The organism is Mesorhizobium sp. M9A.F.Ca.ET.002.03.1.2, from assembly GCF_003952365.1.
Classification (GTDB): Bacteria; Pseudomonadota; Alphaproteobacteria; order Rhizobiales; family Rhizobiaceae; genus Mesorhizobium.
In genome coordinates, this window is record NZ_CP034443.1 from 3,505,708 (window position 1) to 3,527,179 (window position 21,472).

Here is a 21,472-nt window from a genome sequence, read left to right on the forward strand (position 1 = left end):
GCTGGTAGCAGACTTGGCGTGGCCGAGAAACCCGCGCGGGGCAAACCGCGAATTGCTCAAGTGTCGCAGTCTGTTACCTCTGATCTTCGACGCGTCCTTGAAGATGCCGGAAATCCGGGCTTCGTCGGGCATCCTACGGTCTTCATATCGCATCGCGCCCGGCCGGCGAAACATAAAGTGATCGGCAAAGCGAGGCGCATCGCTATCCAATCAGGCGATTTCATGCCGCCAGGGTGGATTGGCGCCGGCTCGCGACACGGTCACCGCCGCAGCCTTGGCGCCGAGCGCCAGCGCCTTGTGGATGGCGTCTTCCGGCAGATTGGCGATCGCCTCCTTCGACAGCAGGCCTTGCTCGTGCAGCGAGGCCAGGATGCCGGCGTTGAACGTGTCGCCGGCCCCGACCGTATCGACCACCTTGACCTTATCCGGCACGACCGTAACCTTGTGACCCCTGCTGTAGCCGGTGGCGCCTTCGCTGCCATGCGTGACGACGATCAGCGTCGGGCCGCGATCCAGCCAGTTGCGAACGACGTCCTCGTGCGAGCCGGCTTCGCCGAACCAGTTGAGGTCCTCGTCCGACAGCTTCACGATGTCGGCCATGGCCATCATGTTGCGGATGCGCCTGAGGTGTCTGGCCTTGTCCAGGATGAAATTTGGCCGGATGTTGGGGTCGAGCATCATGACGCGGCGGCTGTGCTCGCGCCGCATGAATTCCTCATAGGCCGATCCGGCCGGCTCCGAGATCAGGCTGATGGCGCCGAAAAGCATGGCTTCAACCTCGCTGCCGAGTTCCGGCAGATCATCGACAGTCAGCATGCGTCCGGCTGTGTTTTCGTCATAGAATGTGTAGGTCGCGTGGCCGTTGTCTAGCCGCACGAAGGCAAGCGTGGTCGGACGGGGGGATGTGTGCGCATAGGTGGAACTGACCTGGCTTGCTCTCAGTGCGTCCTTGAATTGGCCGCCGAACAGATCCGACGACAGGCCGGAAAAGAAACCGGCGGGCGCTCCCAGTCGGCCAAGCGCTATTGCCGTGTTGAACACCGCGCCGCCGACATAGGGGGCAAAGGCCGGCTCGCCCTGCGTCGTGGTGCGCGGCAGCATGTCGATCAGGGCTTCGCCGCAACAGAGGATCATGATTTCCTGTTCTCCGGCGGATAGATTACATCCTTGCGGATGATGATGTTGGCGTAGAGCCGCGGCTTGCTTGTTGCGACGATCGCGTGTGCAAACCTGGCCCCTAGATAGAAGTCGGCGCCGGCAAGCGCAACCACCTTGCGGCCTGGCGCGCGCCTGGCGCAGATCCGCCCCATCGTCGCTATGGCACGCGGCGTCGCCAGGAGCTCCGGGCCGAGCGGTGCCGGGATTTCGACCAGCATGCTCAGGCACTCCTGGAAATCATGGTCGAACCGATGAGGAAGCGCTCGGAAAGCGGCAGGCTGGCGCCGCCCAGTGCACGTGCATGAATGCCGACAGTCCCCTCGCGAACGGCTGGGAGCTTCAGGCCTTCGCCGTCGATCTTGCCGATGGCTTCAACAACAGCATTGACGAGCCGGCGCCGCACGGCCTTCGGCATCCATCCGTCGATCACCGCTGCCTCGAAATCGATAACCGAGGACGCCGCCACGATGGCATAGGCAAGCGCCTGCGAGGCGCAGGCGATCCAGTCGTCGAGCTCGACGCCGATCTCGCCCCAATCCTCCGGTGACGTCCACAGATGCGAGGCCTCGACGCCGCGCGCGTTGAGCGCCTTTTCAAGCATGGCGATCGACGCCACGTCGATCAATTGGGTCGGCTTGCCGTCCGGTCCGGGCACCGGCATCGAACCCAGCGCGCCGGCATTGCCGGTCGGTCCGCCGAAAAGGTGACCGTTCAGCACGATGCCGCCGCCGGCGAAGGCACCAATATAGAAATAGACGAAGTCGCGCGCCGCACCCGCCTTGCCGAACACCAGCTCGGCGCCGCAGGCCGAGGTGGCGTCGTTCTGCAGGTAGACCGGGAACTCGCACTGCGCCTGGATGTCGGCGCGGATGTCGCGGTGGCGCCATTCGTCCATGACGTCGCGCGGCGCACCTGCCGTATCGGCCCAGTTCCACAATTCGAACGGCATGGCGATGCCAAGTCCGGCAATGCGCTTGTCCTGCGCCGGGGTGAGTTCGCCGCGCATCGTCTTCATGCCGGAGGTGACGAATTCGACCGTCTCGCGCGGTGCCGGATAGCGGTAGGAATGCTGCAGCATGGAGCGCACATTGCCGAGGAAATCGATCAGCACGAGTTCGGCGCTGCGCCGGCCGATCTTCAGACCGATGAAATAGGCGCCATCGGGATTGAGCGCCATCGGAATGGACGGCTGGCCGATCTTGCCGCGCAGCGGCGCCTGGCGGACGAGGAGGTTGTCCACCTCGAGCTCGCGCATGATGACCGAAACCGTCTGGGCCGAAAGCCCGGTCATGCGCGCAATGTCGGACTTGGCCAGGCTGCCGTGCTGACGCACAAGTGACAGCACCAGCCGCTCATTGTGGTCGCGCATGCCGCTCTGGTTGGTGCCGCGATGAATTCGGCTTTCGGCTGCCTCGGGCGAACCGTGCCTCGGAATGCCGGTCTCCACCCCTGTTCCTCCCGTCGGTTCCCCTCAATGCTTTTGAGCCAGAATGGGTGAACGATGCAACGCTGTCAATAATAAATAAGAGTGATTTAATTATTGACAGCGACCTCGGCCTGGTATTCTCTTGGGGCAGGCATCGGCGCTGGGAAAAGTCGTTTGGATGCCGGAATGGATCAATGGGAGGAAATCGTGACCAAGACAGCACTACTGAAGTCCACCGTTTTTGCCACGGCCGGACTGGGTCTGATGGCGTTCACTTCGGCTGCGTCCGCCGCCGACGTCGGCGCCTGCCTGATCACCAAAACCGACACCAATCCCTTCTTCGTTAAGATGAAGGAAGGCGCCTCGGCGAAGGCCAAGGAACTCGGCGTCGACCTCAAGGCTTACGCCGGCAAGATCGACGGCGACAGCGAGAGCCAGGTGGCGGCGATCGAAAGCTGCATCGCCGACGGCGCCAAGGGCATCCTGATCACCGCGTCGGACACCAAGGGCATCGTTCCAGCGGTGAAGAAGGCACGTGACGCCGGTCTGCTCGTGATCGCGCTGGACACGCCGCTTGATCCGCTCGACGCTGCCGACGCGACCTTCGCGACGGACAATCTGGAGGCCGGCAAGCTGATTGGCGCGTGGGCCGCTGCGACGCTCGGCGACGCGGCGAAGGATGCCAGGATCGGCTTCCTCGACCTGACGCCTTCGCAGCCGACGGTAGACGTGTTGCGCGACCAGGGCTTCATGATGGGCTATGGCATCGACGTAAAGGACCCCAACAAGATCGGCGACGAGGACGATGCACGCATCGTCGGCCACGATGTCACCAACGGCAACGAGGAAGGCGGCCGCAAGGCGATGGAGAACCTTCTCCAGAAGGACCCCGGCATCAACGTCATCCATACCATCAATGAGCCTGCAGCCGTCGGCGCCTACCAGGCGCTCAAGGCCGTGGGCCTCGAAGGCAATGTGCTGATCGTGTCGGTTGACGGCGGCTGCCCCGGCGTGAAGTCGGTCACGGAGGGCGTGATCGGTGCGACCTCACAGCAATATCCGCTGCAGATGGCGGCACTCGGCATCGAGGCGATCGCCGCTTTCGCCAAGGACGGGACGAAGCCCAAGCCGACGGAAGGCAAGGATTTCTTCGACACGGGCGTCAACCTCGTGACCGACAAGCCGGCAGACGGTGTGAAGTCCATCGACACCAAGGAAGGCCTGGCCAAGTGCTGGGGCTGATGCCGGTCTGACAGGCAACGCAACCGATCGGCCGGGGGCTTGATCCCCGGCCGCTTCGGGTGGACGATGCGCAATCGCGAGCGCGAACAATTCCGACGGCAGATCGGGAATGGTGAACGGGCGTCGGCGTAGCTGAAGCCCAATGGAGGAAACATGAGCCAGGTTCAGGAATTCGAGAAGGCTATCTCGAGCAGCGACAGCGTCGCTGCTTTTGACGAGCACGGTACGTCGGTCGTCAAGCGCATCCAGCATTTCCTGCATTCCACTCCGGCTGCGGTGCCGCTGATCGTGCTGGTTCTGGCGATCGCCATTTTCGGCGCCACGATCGGAGGACGGTTCTTTTCGTCCTACACGCTGACGCTGATCCTGCAGCAGATCGCCATCGTCGGAATTCTCGGGGCCGCGCAGACGCTGGTCATCCTTACAGCCGGCATCGACCTGTCAATCGGCGTGATCATGGTGATTTCAGCCGTGATCATGGGCAATTGCGCGGTCACCTATGGTCTGCCGACCTTACTTGCCGTGGTGATCGGGCTTGCCGCGGGCGGGGCCTGCGGGCTGCTCAACGGGCTGCTGGTTGCTTACATGAAGTTGCCGCCCTTCATCGTCACGCTCGGCACCTGGAACATCGTCATGGCCACCAACTTCATCTATTCGGCCAATGAGACGATCCGCGACGCCGACGTCGACGTCCAGGCGCCGTTGCTGCATTTGTTTGGTCTGAACTTCAAGGTCGGCACGGCGGTGCTGACACTCGGCGTCGTTGCCATGGTCGTGCTGGTGCTGATCCTGTGGTACGTGCTCAATCACACGGCATGGGGCCGTCATGTCTACGCCGTTGGCGACGACCCGGAGGCGGCGAAGCTGTCGGGCATCCAGACCAAGAAGGTGCTGATCGCGGTCTACACCCTGGCCGGGCTGATCGCCGCTTTCGCCGCCTGGGTCTCCATCGGCCGCAACGGCTCGATCTCGCCGTCCGCCGCCGTCACCGACTACAATTTGCAGGCGATCACCGCGACGGTGATCGGCGGCATTTCCCTCTTCGGCGGACGCGGCTCTATTCTGGGCACTCTGTTCGGCGCGATGATCGTCGGCGTCGTCTCAATGGGCCTCAACATGATGGGCGCCGATCCGCAATGGAAAGTGCTGCTCACCGGTGTGCTGATCATCGGCGCCGTGGCGATCGACCAGTGGATCAGAAAGGTTTCGGTGTAATCATGACCCAGGAGCCCATCCTCACCGCGCGCGGCCTCCTCAAGCGTTACGGCCGCGTCACCGCGCTGAACAATTGCGATTTCGATCTCTATCCGGGAGAAATCCTGGCTGTGATCGGCGACAATGGCGCAGGCAAGTCGACGCTGATCAAGGCGATCTCGGGCGCCGTGATCCCGGACGAGGGGATCATCGAGCTGGACGGCAAGCCGGTGCTCTTCAAGTCGCCCATCGAGGCCCGTGAAGCCGGCATCGAAACCGTCTACCAGAACCTGGCACTGTCGCCGGCGCTGTCGATCGCCGACAACATGTTTCTCGGTCGCGAGATCCGCAAACCGGGTTTTCTGGGCGACTGGCTGCGCATGCTCGACCGGCCGGCAATGGAGAAGCGTGCCCGCGACAAGCTCACCGAACTTGGCCTGATGACCATACAGAACATCAGCCAGGCCGTGGAAACGCTCTCGGGCGGCCAACGCCAGGGCGTGGCGGTGGCGCGCGCCGCCGCCTTCGGCTCGAAGATGGTCATCATGGATGAGCCGACGGCGGCGTTAGGCGTCAAGGAGAGCCGCCGCGTGCTCGAACTGATCCTCGACGTGAAGAAGCGCGGCCTGCCGATCGTGCTGATCTCGCACAACATGCCGCATGTCTTCGAGGTGGCCGACCGCATTCACATCCATAGGCTGGGTCGTCGCCTCTGTGTCATCGATCCCAAGCAATATACGATGTCCGACGCCGTCGCCTTCATGACTGGAGCGAAGCTTCCGCCGGAGGCGGCGCTGGCCGCCTGAGTCGCCAAATTGCCGCAGGGCTGGTGGCCCCTTGGCTGCCTGAATCGATTGAACATCTAGTGAGATGCACTAGCATGGGGTGGGAGGAATAGTGAAAGCCGGTATGATCATGGCAACCGCACGAGAGGCAGCATGACGCGCGCGATGACATCCGAAGCTCCCATCCCCGAAAACTCCGATCCCAAGGCGCTCGCCGATGAAGTCTTGAAGGCCCTCAAATACAGGCTCGGCAAGGATACCAGCGTCGCGACGCAATACGACTGGCTCACCGCCTCGATCAAGGTCGTGCGTGACCATATCGTCGATCATTGGATGCAGGCGACGAAAGAGGCTTACGATCAGCAGGAAAAGCGCGTCTACTATTTGTCGCTCGAATTCCTCATCGGCCGCCTCATGCGCGATGCCTTCTCCAATCTCGGCCTGATGGACAACATGCGCGAAGCGCTGTCGTCGCTTGGCGTCGATCTCGACATCATTGCCGCGCTCGAACCGGATGCGGCCCTTGGCAATGGCGGTCTCGGCCGGCTCGCCGCCTGCTTCATGGAAAGCATGGCGACAGTCGATATCCCCGCGCATGGCTATGGCATTCGCTACGCCAACGGCATGTTCCGGCAGGAAATCCATGACGGCTGGCAGGTGGAACTGCCCGAGACCTGGCTCGATCACGGCAACCCCTGGGAGTTCGAGCGCCGCGAACGCTCCTTCGAGGTCGGCTTCGGCGGCGCGGTGGAATCGATCACCTCGAAGGATGGTCGGCTCGAGCGCCACGTCTGGAAGCCGACCGAACACGTTCTGGCCGTCGCCTATGATACGCCGGTGGTCGGCTGGCGGGCCAGACGCGTCAATACGCTGCGGCTGTGGTCGGGCATGCCGATTGATCCGATCTTGCTCGACAAGTTCAATGCCGGCGACCACATCGGGGCGCTTGCCGAAAGCAACAAGGCCGATGCCTTGTCGCGTGTCCTATACCCAGCCGATTCCCATAGGGCCGGGCAGGAACTGCGGCTTAGGCAGGAATATTTCTTCTCCACCGCTTCGCTGCAGGACATCGTCCAGCGCCATCTCAGCCAGTATGGCGACCTGCAGTCGCTGCCCGACAAGGCGGCAATCCATCTGAATGACACACACCCGGCCATCGCGGTGGCCGAGTTGATGCGCCTGTTGATGGATGTCCACGGTATGGATTTCGACCAGGCCTGGAGCATCACCAAGCGCACCTTCGGCTACACCAACCACACGCTGCTTCCCGAAGCGCTCGAAAGCTGGCCGGTGCCGCTCTTCGAGCGGCTGTTGCCGCGCCATATGCAGATCGTCTACGCCATCAACGCCGAAGTGCTGCTGGAGGCGCGCGCCTCCGACCAGTTCTCGAATGAGCAGATCAGCCAAATCTCGCTCATCCAGGAAAACGGCGAGCGCCGGGTGCGCATGGGCAATCTGGCCTTTGTCGGCTCGCACTCGATCAACGGCGTGTCGGCCCTGCACACTGAGCTGATGAAGGAGACGGTGTTTGCCGATCTCCACAAGCTCTACCCCGACCGCATCAACAACAAGACCAACGGCATCACGCCGCGGCGCTGGCTGATCCAGTGCAATCCCGGTCTCACCGCGCTCACCCGCGAGGCGATCGGCGACCGCTTCCTCGACGACATCGACGCGATCAAGGAGCTCGATGCGTTCGCGGACGACGCCGCCTTCCGCGACAAGTTCGCGGCCGTCAAGCGGGCAAACAAGGTCAGGCTCGCCAATCTCGTCGCCAATCGCCTTGGCATCAAGGTCGATCCCTCGGCGCTGTTCGACATCCAGATCAAGCGCATCCACGAATACAAACGCCAACTCTTGAACATCCTCGAAACGGTCGCGCTCTACGACCAGATACGCTCCCATCCGGAACGCGACTGGATGCCCCGCGTCAAGTTCTTCGGTGGTAAGGCGGCGCCCAGCTATCATAACGCCAAGCTGATCATCAAACTCGCCAACGACGTCGCCAGGGTCATCAACCGCGACCCGGCGGTTCGCGGCTTGCTCAAAGTGGTGTTCGTGCCGAACTACAATGTCAGCCTGGCCGAGATCATGATGCCGGCCGCCGACCTCTCGGAGCAGATATCGACCGCCGGCATGGAAGCATCCGGCACCGGCAACATGAAGTTCGCGCTAAACGGTGCGCTGACGGTCGGCACGCTCGACGGCGCCAATGTCGAGATCAAGGAATGCGTCGGCGACGACAACATCTTCATCTTCGGCCTGACCACCGCTGAGGTCGCCGAGCGGCGCAGCAACGGCTACGATCCGCGGCCCGTGATCGAAGCCTCTCCCGAACTGGCGCAGGCAGTGGCTGCCGTTTCGTCGGGCGTCTTTTCGCCTGACGATCCAGAACGCTATCGCGACCTGATGAACGGCCTCTATCAGAGCGACTGGTTCATGGTCGCCGCGGATTTCGATGCCTACGCCGCCACCCAGCGCGACGTCGATGCCGTCTGGCGCAACAGCCCGGACTGGTATGCCAAGGCGATCCGCAATGTCGCCCGGGTCGGCTGGTTCTCGTCCGATCGCACGATCCGCCAATATGCGAAAGAAATCTGGAACGTGCCCGTCTGATATGATTGCATGAGGCCACAAACAATGTGGTCCGGATGCCCCCCGGGAGGTCACTGCCTGATGAGGAAGCCGCGCGCGACCGCTGCGACAAGCGGGCCGGACGGACTGGCGTCAGCCGGCGATGTCGCGGCGATTGTCGCCGGTACGCATGGCGACCCGTTTGCTGTTCTCGGCGTGCATGAGGCGGACAAGGGTTTCGTTGCCCGCTGCTTCGTCCCTCATGCCGAACTCGTCACTGCCTATACGCTGACCGGTAAGAAAGCGGGCGACCTCTCCAGGCGCGACGAAGGCGGCTTCTTCGAGGGCAGGCTGTCGCTCAGAAAGCGCCAGCCGCTGCGCTATCATGCGCGCAACGCAGGCGGCGACTGGTGGCTGACCGATCCCTATTCGTTTGGACCGGTGCTTGGTCCGCTGGACGACTATTACATTGCCGAGGGTTCGCATCTCAGGCTGTTCGACAAGCTCGGTGCGCACCTCATTGCCCACGAGGGTGCGTCCGGCGTGCATTTCGCCGTCTGGGCGCCCAATGCAAGGCGCGTTTCGGTGGTCGGCGACTTCAACGAATGGGATGGCCGCAGGCATACGATGCGTGTCCGCCGCGACACTGGCATCTGGGAGTTGTTCATTCCCGACATCGGCGCCGGCCGGCCCTACAAATACGAGATCATCGGGCCCGATGGCGTAAGGCTGCCGCTGAAGGCCGATCCGTTCGCCTTCAAGTCCGAACTGCGCCCGGCCACCGCTTCGGTGACGGCGCTTCCGCCGGCGCATGAATGGGGCGACGAGGCACACCGCAATTTCTGGCGCAATGCCGACCCCAGGCGCGAGGCGGTGTCGATCTATGAGGTCCATGCCGGCTCCTGGCAACTTCACGACGACGGCAGCTTCCTGTCATGGGATGAACTCGCAGGCCGGCTGATCCCCTACGTCGTCGACACGGGCTTCACCCACATCGAATTCATGCCGATCTCCGAACATCCCTATGATCCGTCCTGGGGCTACCAGACGACGGGCCTTTACGCGCCGTCGGCCCGCTTCGGCGATCCGGACGGTTTTGCCCGGTTCGTCGACGGCGCCCACCGCGCCGGCATCGGTGTTATCCTCGACTGGGTGCCGGCGCATTTCCCGGTGGACGCGCATGGCCTGGCCAATTTCGACGGCACCGCGCTCTATGAGCATGCCGACCCGCGCAAGGGATTCCATCCCGACTGGAACACCGCGATCTACAATTTCGGCCGGCGCGAGGTGGTCTCGTTCCTCGTCAACAATGCGCTGTTCTGGGCTGAGAAATACCACGTCGACGGTTTGCGGGTCGATGCCGTCGCCTCGATGCTCTACCTCGATTATTCGCGCAAGGCCGGCGAATGGATCCCCAACGAAAAGGGCGGGCGTGAAAACCTCGAGGCGGTCAGCTTCCTCCAGCGGATGAACAAGGAGATCTACGGCCACCATCCGGGCGTGATGACGATCGCGGAGGAATCGACGTCATGGCCGAAGGTCTCGCAGCCGGCGCATGAGGGCGGACTGGGCTTTGGCTTCAAGTGGAACATGGGCTTCATGCACGACACGCTGGAGTATTTCTCCAAGGAGCCGATCTTTCGCAAGCACCACCACAACGACATCACCTTCGGCCTGGTCTACGCCTTCAGCGAAAACTTCGTGCTGCCGCTCTCCCATGACGAGGTCGTGCACGGCAAGGGGACGCTGCTCGGCAAGATGGCCGGTGACGACTGGCAGAAATTCGCGACATTGCGCGCATATTACGCCTTCATGTGGGGCTACCCCGGCAAAAAGCTGTTGTTCATGGGGCAGGAATTTGCCCAGCGCCGCGAGTGGAGTGAGGCGCGCGCGCTCGACTGGAACCTGCTCGATTTCCGGCTCCACCGCGGCGTCTGGCAGACGGTGCGCGATCTCAACTATCTCTATCGCTCGCGCCCGGCCTTGCATGCGCGCGACTGCGAGCCGGAGGGCTTTTCCTGGCTGATCGTCGACGACAGCGCGAACTCCGTCTTTGCCTGGCTGCGTAGCGCGCCGGGCGGAAACCCGGTCGCCATCATCTCCAATTTCACGCCCGTGCCGCGCGACAATTACCGCGTGCCGTTGCCGACGGCAGGTAGATGGCGCGAGATCATCAACACGGACGGCTCCGACTATGGCGGTTCCGGCAAGGGCAATGGCGGCGCCGTCGAGGCTCGGGCGGAAGGAGGAAGCATCTCGGCGACGATGCTGCTGCCGCCGCTGTCGACGATCATGCTCGAATTTGCTCCGGACTGACGATGTCTCGCGCGAGTAACTTGGGAGGATAAAAATGGCAGAGATAAAACGAACCCAGCCACTGGCGCGCGACGCCATGGCCTATGTGCTGGCCGGCGGCCGTGGCAGCCGCCTCAGGGAATTGACCGACCGGCGCGCCAAACCCGCGGTCTATTTCGGCGGCAAGACGCGCATCATCGACTTCGCGCTCTCCAATGCGCTCAATTCCGGCATTCGCCGCCTCGGTGTCGCTACCCAGTACAAGGCGCATTCTCTGATCCGCCACCTGCAGCGCGGCTGGAACTTCCTGCGGCCCGAGCGCAACGAGAGCTTCGATATCCTGCCGGCCAGCCAGCGCGTGTCGGAAACGCAATGGTACGAAGGCACCGCCGACGCCGTCTACCAGAACATCGACATCATCGAGGCCTACGGGCCTGAATACATGGTCATCCTGGCCGGCGACCACGTCTACAAGATGGATTATGAACTGATGCTTCGCCAGCACGTCGACGCCGGCGCCGATGTCACCGTCGGCTGCCTCGAAGTGCCGCGCATGGAGGCGACCGGCTTCGGCGTCATGCATGTTGACACCAAGGACACCATCATCTCCTTCATCGAGAAGCCCGCCGATCCGCCCGGCATTCCCGACAAACCGGACTTTGCCCTGGCCTCGATGGGCATCTATGTGTTCAAGACCAAGTTCCTGATGGAGCAATTGCGCCGCGACGCCGCCGAACCCGGCTCAAGCCGCGACTTTGGCAAGGACATCATCCCCTATATCGTCGAGCACGGAAAGGCGATCGCCCATCGCTTCGCCAAGTCCTGCGTACGCTCGACCGCCGAGAACGAGGCCTATTGGCGCGATGTCGGAACCGTCGACGCCTATTGGGAAGCCAATATCGACCTGACCGATATCACGCCGGAACTCGACCTCTACGACCGCGACTGGCCGATCTGGACCTATGCCGAGCTGAAGCCGCCGGCAAAGTTCGTGCACGACGAGGATGGCCGTCGCGGCATGGCCATCTCTTCGCTGGTGTCGGGCGATTGCATCGTCTCGGGCGCTTCGCTGAAGCGAAGCCTGATCTTCACCGGCGCGCGCATCAATTCCTATTCGACGCTCGAGGAAGTCGTCATGCTGCCCGACTGCCATGTCGGCCGGAACGCAAGATTGAAGCGCGTGGTGGTCGATCATGGCGTAAGGATACCGGAGGGGCTCGTGGTCGGCGAGGACCCGGCTCTCGATGCCAAGCGCTTCCGCGTTTCCGAAAAGGGCATCTGCCTCGTCACGCAGGTCATGATCGACAAACTGGGGTTGTAGTTGCATGCAGGTCCTGTCGGTCACGCCCGAGATATTCCCTCTGATCAAGACTGGCGGGCTTGCCGACGTGACCGGCGCGTTGCCGATCGCGCTCGCCGGCAAGGGCGTGACGATGCGCACGCTTGTTCCCGGCTATCCCCAGGTGATGGATACCTTCAAGAAAAAGAAGGCCGTTCACCAATATCCGCTGCTGCAGGGCGGCAAGGCTTCGGTCCATGCCGTCCAGATCGCCGGGCTCGACCTGTTCGTGCTCGACGCACCGCATCTGTTCGATCGCCCCGGCGGTCCCTATGGCAATGCCACCGGCGCCGACTGGCCTGACAATTGGCGGCGTTTCGCGGCGTTGAGCCAGGTTGGCGGCGACGTTGCCGCCGGTGCCATCTCGGGCTACCAGCCGGATCTCGTCCATGCCCATGACTGGCAGTCGGCGATGACGCTGGCCTATATGCGCTACGGCAAGGCGGTCGGCACGCCGTCGATGATCACCGTCCACAACCTCGCCTTTCAGGGTCAGTTCGGCGCCGGCATCTTTGGCGAGCTTGGCTTGCCGGCGGCGGCCATGGCGCTCGACGGCGTCGAATATTATGGCGGCGTCGGCTTCCTCAAGGCCGGCCTGCAGGCCGCCTGGGCCATCACCACGGTTAGCCCGACCTATGCGCAGGAAATCCGCTCGCCGGAATTCGGCATGGGTCTCGATGGGCTCGTCAACATGCGTTCGGTCGATCTCTACGGCATCGTCAACGGCATCGACACCGAGACATGGAACCCTGAAACCGACAAGCATCTGGTCTCCAACTATACCGCCAAGACATTGAAGGCGCGGCACTTCAACCGGGCCGCCGTCGAGGATCGTTTCAACCTCGACCGCGATGACAGTCCGATCGTCTGTGTCGTCAGCCGGCTCACCTGGCAGAAGGGCATGGACATACTGGCGGCGGTCGTCGACGGGATTGTTGCCAGGGGGGCGCGCCTGGCGATCCTGGGGTCCGGCGACGCCGGCCTCGAAGGTGCGCTGCTGGCCGCCGCCGCCCGCCATCGCGGCCGCATCGGCGTCGTCGTCGGTTACGACGAGGGGCTCTCCCACATCATGCAAGGCGGCTGTGACGCCATCGTCATCCCGTCGCGCTTCGAGCCTTGCGGGCTGACGCAACTCTATGGCCTGCGCTATGGCTGCGTGCCGGTCGTCGCCCGCACCGGCGGCCTTGCCGACACGGTCATCGACGCCAATGAAGCGGCCGTTTCGGCGGGCGTGGCGACCGGCTTCCAGTTCGCCCCCGCCGATGCTGGCGCCTTCCTGCATGCAATCCGCAGGCTGGTGGAGGCGCACGCCAGCCCGACGGTCTGGACGTCGATGCAGCGGCAAGGCATGAAGGCCGATGTGTCGTGGGATAAAAGCGCGGAAAAATACGTTGAGCTCTATCGCTTGCTGCTTTCGAAAAGGGTTGCCTGAAGCATGATACGAACCGTCGCCACCAAACCCTATCTGGACCAGAAGCCCGGCACTTCCGGACTGCGCAAGAAGGTGCCGGTGTTCCAGCAGGAGCACTATGCCGAGAACTTCATCCAGTCGATCTTCGATGCGCTGGACGGGTTCGAGGGCAAGACCCTGGTGATCGGCGGCGATGGCCGCTTCTACAACCGCGAGGTCATCCAGAAGGCCATCGCCATGGCGGCGGCAAACAGCTTCGGCAAGGTGATGGTCGGGCAGGGCGGCATCCTGTCGACGCCGGCAGCCTCCAACGTCATCCGCAAATACAAGACCTTCGGCGGTATCATCCTGTCGGCCAGTCACAATCCCGGCGGCCCGCACGAGGATTTCGGCATCAAATACAATGCCGGCAATGGCGGCCCGGCGCCGGAAAAGCTGACCGACGCGATCTTCGAAAAGACCAAGGTGATCTCCAGTTTCAAGATCGCCGATATCGGGACCGTCGACATCGACACAATCGGCACGGTCGAGGCGGGCGGTATGACGGTCGAGGTGATCGATCCGGTCGCCGACTATGCCGAACTGATGGAAAGCCTGTTCGATTTCGACGCTATCCGCGCCAATTTCAAATATGGTTTCCGCATGCGCTTCGACGCCATGCATGCGGTGACTGGCCCCTATGCCAAGGAGATTCTTGAACGGCGGCTTGGCGCTCCCAATGGCACCTGCCGCAACTTCAAGCCATTGCCGGATTTCGGCGGCCACCACCCCGATCCCAACCTGGTCCACGCAAAGCACCTCTATGACGAGATGATGGGACCGGATGCGCCGGATTTCGGCGCCGCTTCCGACGGCGACGGCGATCGCAATTTGATCATCGGCAAGGGCATTTTCGTCACCCCGTCGGATTCGGTGGCCATGCTCGCCGCCAACGCCCATCTGGCGCCTGGCTACAAGGCCGGCCTGAAAGGCATCGCCCGCTCGATGCCGACCAGCGGTGCGGCAGACCGCGTCGCCGACAAGCTCGGCATCGGCATCTATGAAACGCCGACCGGCTGGAAGTTCTTCGGCAATCTTCTCGATGCCGGCATGGCGACGATCTGCGGCGAGGAAAGTGCCGGAACCGGCTCCAATCATGTCCGCGAAAAGGACGGGCTGTGGGCTGTGCTTTTGTGGCTCAACATCCTTGCAGTGCGCGGCGAAAGCGCCAGAGAGATCGTCACCGAGCACTGGGCCACCTATGGCCGCAATTACTACTCGCGCCACGATTACGAGGAGGTCGAGACCGACCGCGCCAGCGCGCTGGTCGACGAATTGCGCGCCAAGCTCGCTTCGTTGCCCGGCACCAGCGTGCGCGGCATGAAAATCGTCGGCGCCGACGATTTCGCCTACCACGATCCGGTCGACGGTTCGACAGCCAAGAACCAGGGCATCAGGGTGCTGTTCGAGGGTGGATCGCGCGTCGTGTTCCGGCTCTCCGGCACCGGCACCTCAGGCGCGACGCTGCGCGTCTATATCGAGCGCTACGAGCCGGACAAGTCCAGGCATGATCTCGACACGCAGGAGGCGCTCGCCGATCTCATCGCCGCCGCCGATGATATTGCCGGGATTCGCAGCCATACCGGCCGCGCCAAGCCGAGCGTCATCACGTGAGCTTGGCGCCACGCGCCTTTCCTTCTCCCCTTGTGGGCGAAGGTGGATCGGCGCGCAGCGCCGAGACGGATGAGCGGTGTTGGACGGAACGCCCTCGTTGCCAAGCTGGAGCACCCCTCATCCGTCGCCTTCGGCGACACCTTCTCCCACAAGGGGAGAAGGGGGAGCGCGCTTGACCTCGCTCGGCGCCACCGTCACCCGCGATGGCATCCGTTTTGCCGCATGGTCGTCTGCTGCCAGCCGGCTCTGGGTCTCGATCTTCGATGAGCAGGGTAACAGGGAGATCGACCGGCTCGAACTCCAGCCGGAAGGCGAGGGCGTTCACGCACTTTTCGTTGATGGCCTCGCCGCCGGCACCCGATACGGGTTTCGCGGCGATGGCGACTATGCACCCGAGCAAGGGCTCTGGTTCGATCCTGACAAGCTGTTGGTCGATCCCTATGCCGTCGAGATCGACAGGCCCTATGCCTATGACGACCGGCTCGCCGCTCGTCGGGGCGAGGGGACCGACACCGCCCCGCTTCTGCCGAAGGCGATTGCCGCAGACTTGCCGAAACCGGTACCTGTCGTGCCGCCGCTGTTCAAGCTTGGCGGCCTGATCTACGAAGTGCCGGTGCGCGCCTTCACCATGCTGCATCCGGACATCCCGAAGCGCCAGCGCGGGATGATTGCAGCCCTTGCCCATCCGGCCATCGTCGAGCACCTGAAAAAAATTGGGGTCGGCGCGGTTGAATTGATGCCGGTGACGGCATCGATCGATGAACGGCATCTGCCGCCGCTCGGGCTCCGTAATGCCTGGGGCTACAACCCCGTGACTTTCATGGCTCTCGATCCGCGTCTCGCGCCCGGCGGTCTGGCGGAATTACGGCAGACGATCGCCACGCTGCGCGAGGCCGGCATCGGCGTCATCCTCGATCTTGTCTTCAACCACACCGGCGAAAGCGACAGGCTTGGACCAACGCTGTCGCTGCGCGGCCTCGACAACCGCGCCTACTACCGGCACGAGCCGGACGGCAGGCTGGCCAATGACACCGGCACCGGTAATACGGTTGCTTGCGACCATCCGGTCGTCCAGGAAATGGTCCTCGACACGCTTCGTCATTTTGTCCGCCATGCCGGCGTCGACGGTTTCCGCTTCGATCTGGCGCCCATTTTAGGCCGGGTCGAGGGCGCTTTCGACGCTGATGCGCCGCTGCTCAAGGCTATTCGGGACGATCCGGTCGTTGGCGACCGGGTGCTGATCGCCGAGCCTTGGGATATCGGCCCGAACGGCTATCAGCTCGGCAATTTTCCGCCGCCCTTCCTCGAATGGAACGACAAATATCGCGACGACGTCAGACGCTTCTGGCGCGGCGACCGTGGCATGGTCGGCGCGCTGGCGACCCGGCTTGCCGGTTCGTCCGATGTGTTTGCCAAGGCCGGCCAGCAGACAAGCCGCAGCATCAATTTTATCGCCGCCCATGACGGCATGACGCTGGCCGATATCGTTGCCTACGAGCACAGGCACAACGAGGCCAATGGCGAGTGGAACAGAGACGGTCACAACGAAAACCTGTCGTGGAACAATGGCGTCGAGGGCGAGACCGGCGATGCGGCCATCGCCAAGGCTCGCCTCGATGACCGGTGCGCGCTGCTGGCGACGCTGTTTGCCTCGCGTGGCACGATCATGCTGACCGCGGGCGACGAATTCGGCCGCACCCAGAAGGGCAACAACAACGCCTATGCGCAGGACAACGAGATCACCTGGCTCGACTGGGCCGGGCGCGATCAGGCGCTGGAACAATGCACCGCTTTGCTCGCGGCGATGCGTCGTTTCGTGCCGGCGCTTTCCGACACGCGTTTCCTGACTGGACAGCCGCCCGCCGGATCGGAAATTTCGGACGTTGCATGGCTGACCGAAACGGGTGCGCCGCTCGACGAAACACACTGGCACGACCCGGAGCGGCACCGCCTTGTCATGGTGCTCGGCGCCGCCGGCGATGAAGCTTGCCGTCTTGCCGCCGTCATCAACGGCGACCGCCGCAAATGCATGTTCACGCTGCCGGAGCGTCAGGGATTTTCTGGAGCCCGGCCGTCGAAACAGCGACCGGCGCCGCAGGAATTTCGCGTCCAATCCCCGGGCGAACGGTTATTCTCATGATCGAACGCAAGGCCGGGCAGGCTCGCTCAGAGGAAAACCGAAATGGCTGATGCGAAAGCCGAGTGGTGGCGCGGCTGCGTTATCTATCAGATCTACCCGCGCTCCTTCCAGGACACGACGGGAGACGGTGGCGGCGATCTGCGCGGCATTGCCTCGAGGCTGGCTCATGTCGCTTCACTTGGCGTCGACGCCGTCTGGCTGTCGCCCTTCTTCAAGTCGCCGATGGCCGACATGGGCTACGACGTTTCCGACTACACAGCCGTCGATCCGATGTTCGGCACATCAGAGGATTTCGACGCGGTGGTCGCCGAGGCGCACCGTCTCGGCCTGAAAATCATCATCGACCAGGTCCTGTCGCATTCGTCCGACCGGCACGAATGGTTCGTCGAAAGCCGCGCGACCCGCGACAACCCTAAGGCGGACTGGTATGTCTGGGCCGATCCGAGCCCGGACGGCACCGCGCCCAACAACTGGTTGTCGGTCTTCGGCGGCCCCGCCTGGGAGTGGGATGCGACCCGCAGGCAATACTACATGCACAATTTCCTCGCCTCGCAGCCGGACCTGAACTTTCACAATCCGGACGTTCAGGACGCGTTGCTGGAAACGGTGCGGTTCTGGCTGGAGCGCGGCGTCGACGGGTTCCGGCTGGATACGGTCAACTACTATGTCCATGACCGCTGGCTGCGCAGCAACCCGCCGCTGGCGACAAGCGTCGCCGGCACCAACACCGAAACCAATCCCTACCTCTACCAGGAGCATCTGTTCGACAAGACGCAGCCAGAAAACCTCGCCTTCCTCAGGCAGTTTAGGGCGCTGCTCGACGAATATGAGGGCCGTGCCGCTGTCGGTGAGGTCGGCGACGAAACCCGTTCGTTGCAGACGCTCGCCGCCTACACCGCCGGCGGCGACAAGCTCGACATGTGCTACACTTTCGACCTGCTCGGTCCGCAGTTCTCGGCAGGACACGTGCGCGGCTGCGTCGAAGCCTTCGAGAGTGCGGTCTCCGACGGCTGGGTCTGCTGGGCGTTTTCCAACCACGACGTTGTTCGCCACGTGACGCGCTGGGCAAGGCCCAGCGGTGATCCGGAGAGGATGGCGAAATTCTCGATCGCGCTGCTGTCGTGCCTGCGCGGATCGATCTGCCTCTATCAGGGCGAGGAGCTTGGTCTGGAGGAGGCGGAATTGGCCTTCGAGGACCTGCGCGATCCCTATGGCATCCGCTTCTGGCCCGGGTTCAAGGGCAGGGATGGGTGCCGTACGCCAATGGTCTGGGAAGCTGGCGCTGACAATGCCGGGTTTTCAACCGGCAAGCCGTGGCTTCCGGTCCCGGCGAGCCATCGCGCTCGTGCGGTCAATGTCCAGAACGGCGAGGAAAAGTCGGTTCTAGCCAGCTACCGGGCGATGCTCGCTTTGCGCAAGCGGCATCCGGCACTGGTGGGGGGCTCGATCCACTTTCTCGATGCCGAGGGCGATGTGCTTGCCTTCATGCGCGATGGCGGCGGTGAAAAGCTGCTCTGCGTCTTCAATTTCGCCGATGAGCCGGCCATCTGGCCGTTGCCGCAGGATATCGGTGTCGCAGAGACGATCGATCTTGGCGCCGGTGCCGCCTTGCAGGACGACGCTCTGTCACTGCCGCAGCTAAGCTGCTTTCTCGGGCGAGCCGGCTGATCTCTCTACTGGATCCTCATTGAACGAGCGCGGAGCGTCCGCAAGTCGCGCCCATGATCCGGACATCGGCCTCGCCGACGCGCACGCCCAGTGCCGCCAGCACGTTATAAACCAATGCGTCGACAGGTGCAGTCACACCGTTCAGCAACGTCACAACTGCCGGCTTCACCGTCCCAAGCAGGGCGGTTACATCAAGCCCGAGACCCAGCGCCCCGACCGAAAGCGACAAGTTGTTGACCAGCGACGTGGTGAGGGATTGCGTCAGATTTTTCGTGGAAGCCGTCTTTATCGTCTTGTTGGCGATTTCGGTGCTGTTGAAGGTTAGCGTCGTCGGGTCGTTGTTGGTGATCGCGACCGCTGCCGAACCGTTCACTTGCAGCAGGGGAGGTTAATCAGAAGGAGCTTGAGGCTGACGCCTGCGATCTCGGCAGCTTGGAACGACTGCGGGTTGCTGAAGTCGGCGAAGGCGGTGGGGCTGTTGTCGGCGTCGCTGGCGCCAAGGTGCAGCGAGGCTATGCCCGGACGTGCGGCAATGGAAACCTTCAAACTGTCGGGGTGCCCCGTCGGGCAGCTGATGTCGGTCAGCTTGGCCTCGGCATGAGCCACTTCGACATGCAGCGGCAGTTTGACGGACAGGAGGCTGATGCCGCCACCGAGATTCGAATTGCCGATGCCGACGGATGCCACCAGCTTGATCCGCGTCTGCGCGGTGCGCACCACCGTGCCATCGCCGACTGTCAGCCAAGGCGAAACTTGTGCAGGTTCGCCGATGGCGATGGACAGCGTGGTGGAGGTTAGCCCTGGAACGGTGGCGCCGAGATTGATGTCGACCTGCCTCGAGCCGTTCGCCAGCGCGGCGGCGGTGGTCAGCATGCCCATGGCGTTGGCGTCGATCACAAGGCCGGTCGACTCTTGCCCGAGACCCAGTTGGCCGACTGATCCAAGATCGACAAGATGATTGAGCGGGATCTTCACCGTGCTGGTGGCTCTGGACGCGATTGTCTGCAAAGCGAGCTTGCTGGTGCTGCCAACTGGCGAGACGTTAGCCATGGCCGTGGCGATCTGGCCCACCGTCGCTTTCGACGCCAGCACCTCCGAATAGCTGACGCCTGTCAGTTGCAGCTGGACGGCAAGAGCGTCGACGAACGAAAGCGCGTTGATATCGGTCGAGATCAGCGCATTGTAGTCCATGACGCTGAGCGAGATATTGCCACCAAGGAGCCCGCTGAGAAGCGCGTTGAGGATACCGCCATTGACGCTGAGAAGCCTGGACCCGACCGAAAACCTCGCCTGCGCCGTCATGCTGGCGATGGCTTGGGTGCCGATAACCGGCGTAGGGATGAGTGAACTCGCGAAATAGCGGGCGGGAACCTTATGCAGCGTGACATGGACGGCGTTGTAGGGCGTCTTACCGGCTTCGAAACGCTTGTCGACGCCGAGCGACGACTCCGGTGAATATCGGCCGGCGGTGACCGACACTATGGTCTTTCCGAGAGTAGGAACGATCGTCTGTCCTGCCTTCTGAACGACGATACCCGGCATTCCGTTGTCGCCGAGTGTGGTCACCACCGCGGCCTCTATGTTGTTGATGTTCGAGGCGGCGGAGATTGCCGCCAGATCGGTCATCGCCTGCGCCTCCCGGCGCTCCAAATAGATCGAACCTTCATCGATGGCGACGGCAGCCAGCGCCAGCGCGAACGGTGCGCTCAGCGCTGTCATGACGGTGAAGTTCGCCTTCAGGTCGCCAAGCATCGAGTGGGCGACCCGGCCGATCCTTTCCAGCAGAGTGTTCGGCATTCAGATGCCTCCGACCCGTATTGTCGATCTGCGTGAGATCGTGGTTCCTGGCATGGACAGCGCCGGAAACAGGTTCCAGATCGGCAGATTGCGGGCATCGTATTGGACGGACACCACGAACTGTTTTCCGTCGGCCGTGCTGTCCTTGGCCTGATAGGTCAGCTTGCCGGAATCAACGAAGGGATATCCGCCGGCATTGTTGTTGACAAAACTGGTCACCAGCGCCTGGCGCTCGGCTTCGTTTAGCCCGGCGATTGCCGTGCGTGCGGCGTCAGCCGCGATTTGCTGCACGGAATTGCTTGCACCAAAATAGATACCGTACGCAACCATGCCGAGCAAAAGCAAGATGAAAATGGGCGAAAGCAGCGCGAATTCGATTGCGGAAGTTCCGGACTGCTCTCTAAACTGGCATAATTTGAGTCTTAACTGGCGAATTTTACGCCACTTTATAGAGGTTGTCTTAGTTTGTATGCTGTGCATGCCATTCGCCCATCGGAACATACCGAAGTCCGCGAAAGATGTAACCCATGGTTGCTTAAAGGCGCATTAAAACATTTCCGCAAAGTGGAATCGACGACAAGTTTCTTGCCGGAAACGAAAGCTTGAAGTCGGAAACGGAGCCAAGCCGATGGTTCGACTGCTTTTCTGCCGACTGCAAAGCCGCTGTCGGCGTGCCTTACTTTGGGTGACCCCTAGAGTCTGTTGAAATAAAAAATCACCACGTTACTGTCTGGCCACCAGCTGCCGGAAAGGGAACCGGCGGCGCGCTCAAAGGAACCATCCAATCGGT

The 21,472-nt window shown here is 62.6% G+C and carries 16 protein-coding genes; 10 read left to right on the forward strand and 6 right to left on the reverse strand.

Features of this window, described 5'->3' with window-relative positions; translation table 11 throughout:
* Positions 1–210: 210 nt before the first annotated feature.
* From EJ066_RS16875 to EJ066_RS16885, 3 genes are read right to left on the reverse strand one after another with little or no spacing between them, the layout of a single operon-like run.
* Entirely contained in the window at positions 211–1,134 is a 924-nt protein-coding gene (locus tag EJ066_RS16875; RefSeq protein ID WP_126039848.1) for a carbohydrate kinase, read from the reverse strand.
* Positions 1,131–1,376, reverse strand: coding sequence for an RbsD/FucU domain-containing protein (locus EJ066_RS16880; protein WP_126039850.1), 246 nt, complete (start codon positions 1,374–1,376; stop codon positions 1,131–1,133). Before EJ066_RS16880 ends, EJ066_RS16875 begins: the two co-directional genes overlap by 4 nt.
* Before the next feature lie 2 nt (positions 1,377–1,378).
* Positions 1,379–2,605 carry an ROK family transcriptional regulator gene (locus tag EJ066_RS16885; RefSeq protein ID WP_126039852.1) on the reverse strand — a complete coding sequence of 409 codons (1,227 nt, stop codon included), beginning with the start codon at positions 2,603–2,605 and terminating at the stop codon, positions 1,379–1,381.
* Positions 2,606–2,848: 243 nt separating this feature from the next.
* On the opposite strand from EJ066_RS16885, the gene EJ066_RS16890 reads away from it, so the two are divergent.
* From EJ066_RS16890 to EJ066_RS16935, 10 genes are all read left to right on the forward strand, one after another.
* On the forward strand, positions 2,849–3,826 hold the full coding sequence (locus tag EJ066_RS16890; RefSeq protein ID WP_245455212.1) for a sugar ABC transporter substrate-binding protein: 978 nt from the start codon (positions 2,849–2,851) through the stop codon (positions 3,824–3,826).
* Positions 3,827–3,979: 153 nt separating this feature from the next.
* Positions 3,980–5,041 carry an ABC transporter permease gene (locus tag EJ066_RS16895; protein ID WP_126039856.1) on the forward strand — a complete coding sequence of 354 codons (1,062 nt, stop codon included), beginning with the start codon at positions 3,980–3,982 and terminating at the stop codon, positions 5,039–5,041.
* Positions 5,042–5,043: 2 nt separating this feature from the next.
* Positions 5,044–5,826 (forward strand): ATP-binding cassette domain-containing protein, encoded by a 783-nt coding sequence (locus tag EJ066_RS16900; RefSeq protein WP_126039858.1) that lies wholly within the window; start codon positions 5,044–5,046, stop codon positions 5,824–5,826.
* 132 nt (positions 5,827–5,958) lie between these two features.
* Positions 5,959–8,421 (forward strand): glycogen/starch/alpha-glucan phosphorylase, encoded by a 2,463-nt coding sequence (locus tag EJ066_RS16905; RefSeq protein ID WP_126039860.1) that lies wholly within the window; start codon positions 5,959–5,961, stop codon positions 8,419–8,421.
* Between the two features lie 60 nt (positions 8,422–8,481).
* Positions 8,482–10,695 carry a 1,4-alpha-glucan branching protein GlgB gene (gene glgB / locus EJ066_RS16910; RefSeq protein WP_126039862.1) on the forward strand — a complete coding sequence of 738 codons (2,214 nt, stop codon included), beginning with the start codon at positions 8,482–8,484 and terminating at the stop codon, positions 10,693–10,695.
* Between the two features lie 34 nt (positions 10,696–10,729).
* A complete protein-coding gene (glgC, locus tag EJ066_RS16915; protein ID WP_126039864.1) occupies positions 10,730–11,995 on the forward strand; it encodes a glucose-1-phosphate adenylyltransferase in 1,266 nt (421 codons plus the stop codon).
* A 4-nt stretch (positions 11,996–11,999) separates the two neighbouring features.
* Complete coding sequence (gene glgA, locus EJ066_RS16920; protein WP_126039866.1) at positions 12,000–13,445, forward strand: glycogen synthase GlgA; 1,446 nt, start codon at positions 12,000–12,002, stop codon at positions 13,443–13,445.
* A 3-nt stretch (positions 13,446–13,448) separates the two neighbouring features.
* Positions 13,449–15,077 carry an alpha-D-glucose phosphate-specific phosphoglucomutase gene (locus EJ066_RS16925; RefSeq protein WP_126039868.1) on the forward strand — a complete coding sequence of 543 codons (1,629 nt, stop codon included), beginning with the start codon at positions 13,449–13,451 and terminating at the stop codon, positions 15,075–15,077.
* A gap of 172 nt (positions 15,078–15,249) precedes the next feature.
* Entirely contained in the window at positions 15,250–17,217 is a 1,968-nt protein-coding gene (gene glgX, locus EJ066_RS16930; protein ID WP_126039870.1) for a glycogen debranching protein GlgX, read from the forward strand.
* Positions 17,218–17,259: 42 nt separating this feature from the next.
* Positions 17,260–18,885 carry an alpha-glucosidase family protein gene (locus EJ066_RS16935; protein ID WP_126039873.1) on the forward strand — a complete coding sequence of 542 codons (1,626 nt, stop codon included), beginning with the start codon at positions 17,260–17,262 and terminating at the stop codon, positions 18,883–18,885.
* Positions 18,886–18,901: 16 nt separating this feature from the next.
* Here EJ066_RS16935 and EJ066_RS32080 read toward each other — a convergent pair whose 3' ends face one another.
* Genes EJ066_RS32080 through EJ066_RS16945 form a run of 3 tightly spaced genes read right to left on the reverse strand, consistent with a single transcriptional unit; the run spans position 18,902 to position 21,162 of the window.
* Entirely contained in the window at positions 18,902–19,258 is a 357-nt protein-coding gene (locus EJ066_RS32080; RefSeq protein WP_245454913.1) for a hypothetical protein, read from the reverse strand.
* Positions 19,255–20,682 carry a pilus assembly protein TadG-related protein gene (locus EJ066_RS16940; RefSeq protein WP_245454914.1) on the reverse strand — a complete coding sequence of 476 codons (1,428 nt, stop codon included), beginning with the start codon at positions 20,680–20,682 and terminating at the stop codon, positions 19,255–19,257. Before EJ066_RS16940 ends, EJ066_RS32080 begins: the two co-directional genes overlap by 4 nt.
* Positions 20,683–21,162, reverse strand: coding sequence for a TadE/TadG family type IV pilus assembly protein (locus tag EJ066_RS16945; protein WP_126039875.1), 480 nt, complete (start codon positions 21,160–21,162; stop codon positions 20,683–20,685). It lies immediately after the preceding gene.
* Between the last annotated feature and the right edge of the window lie 310 nt (positions 21,163–21,472).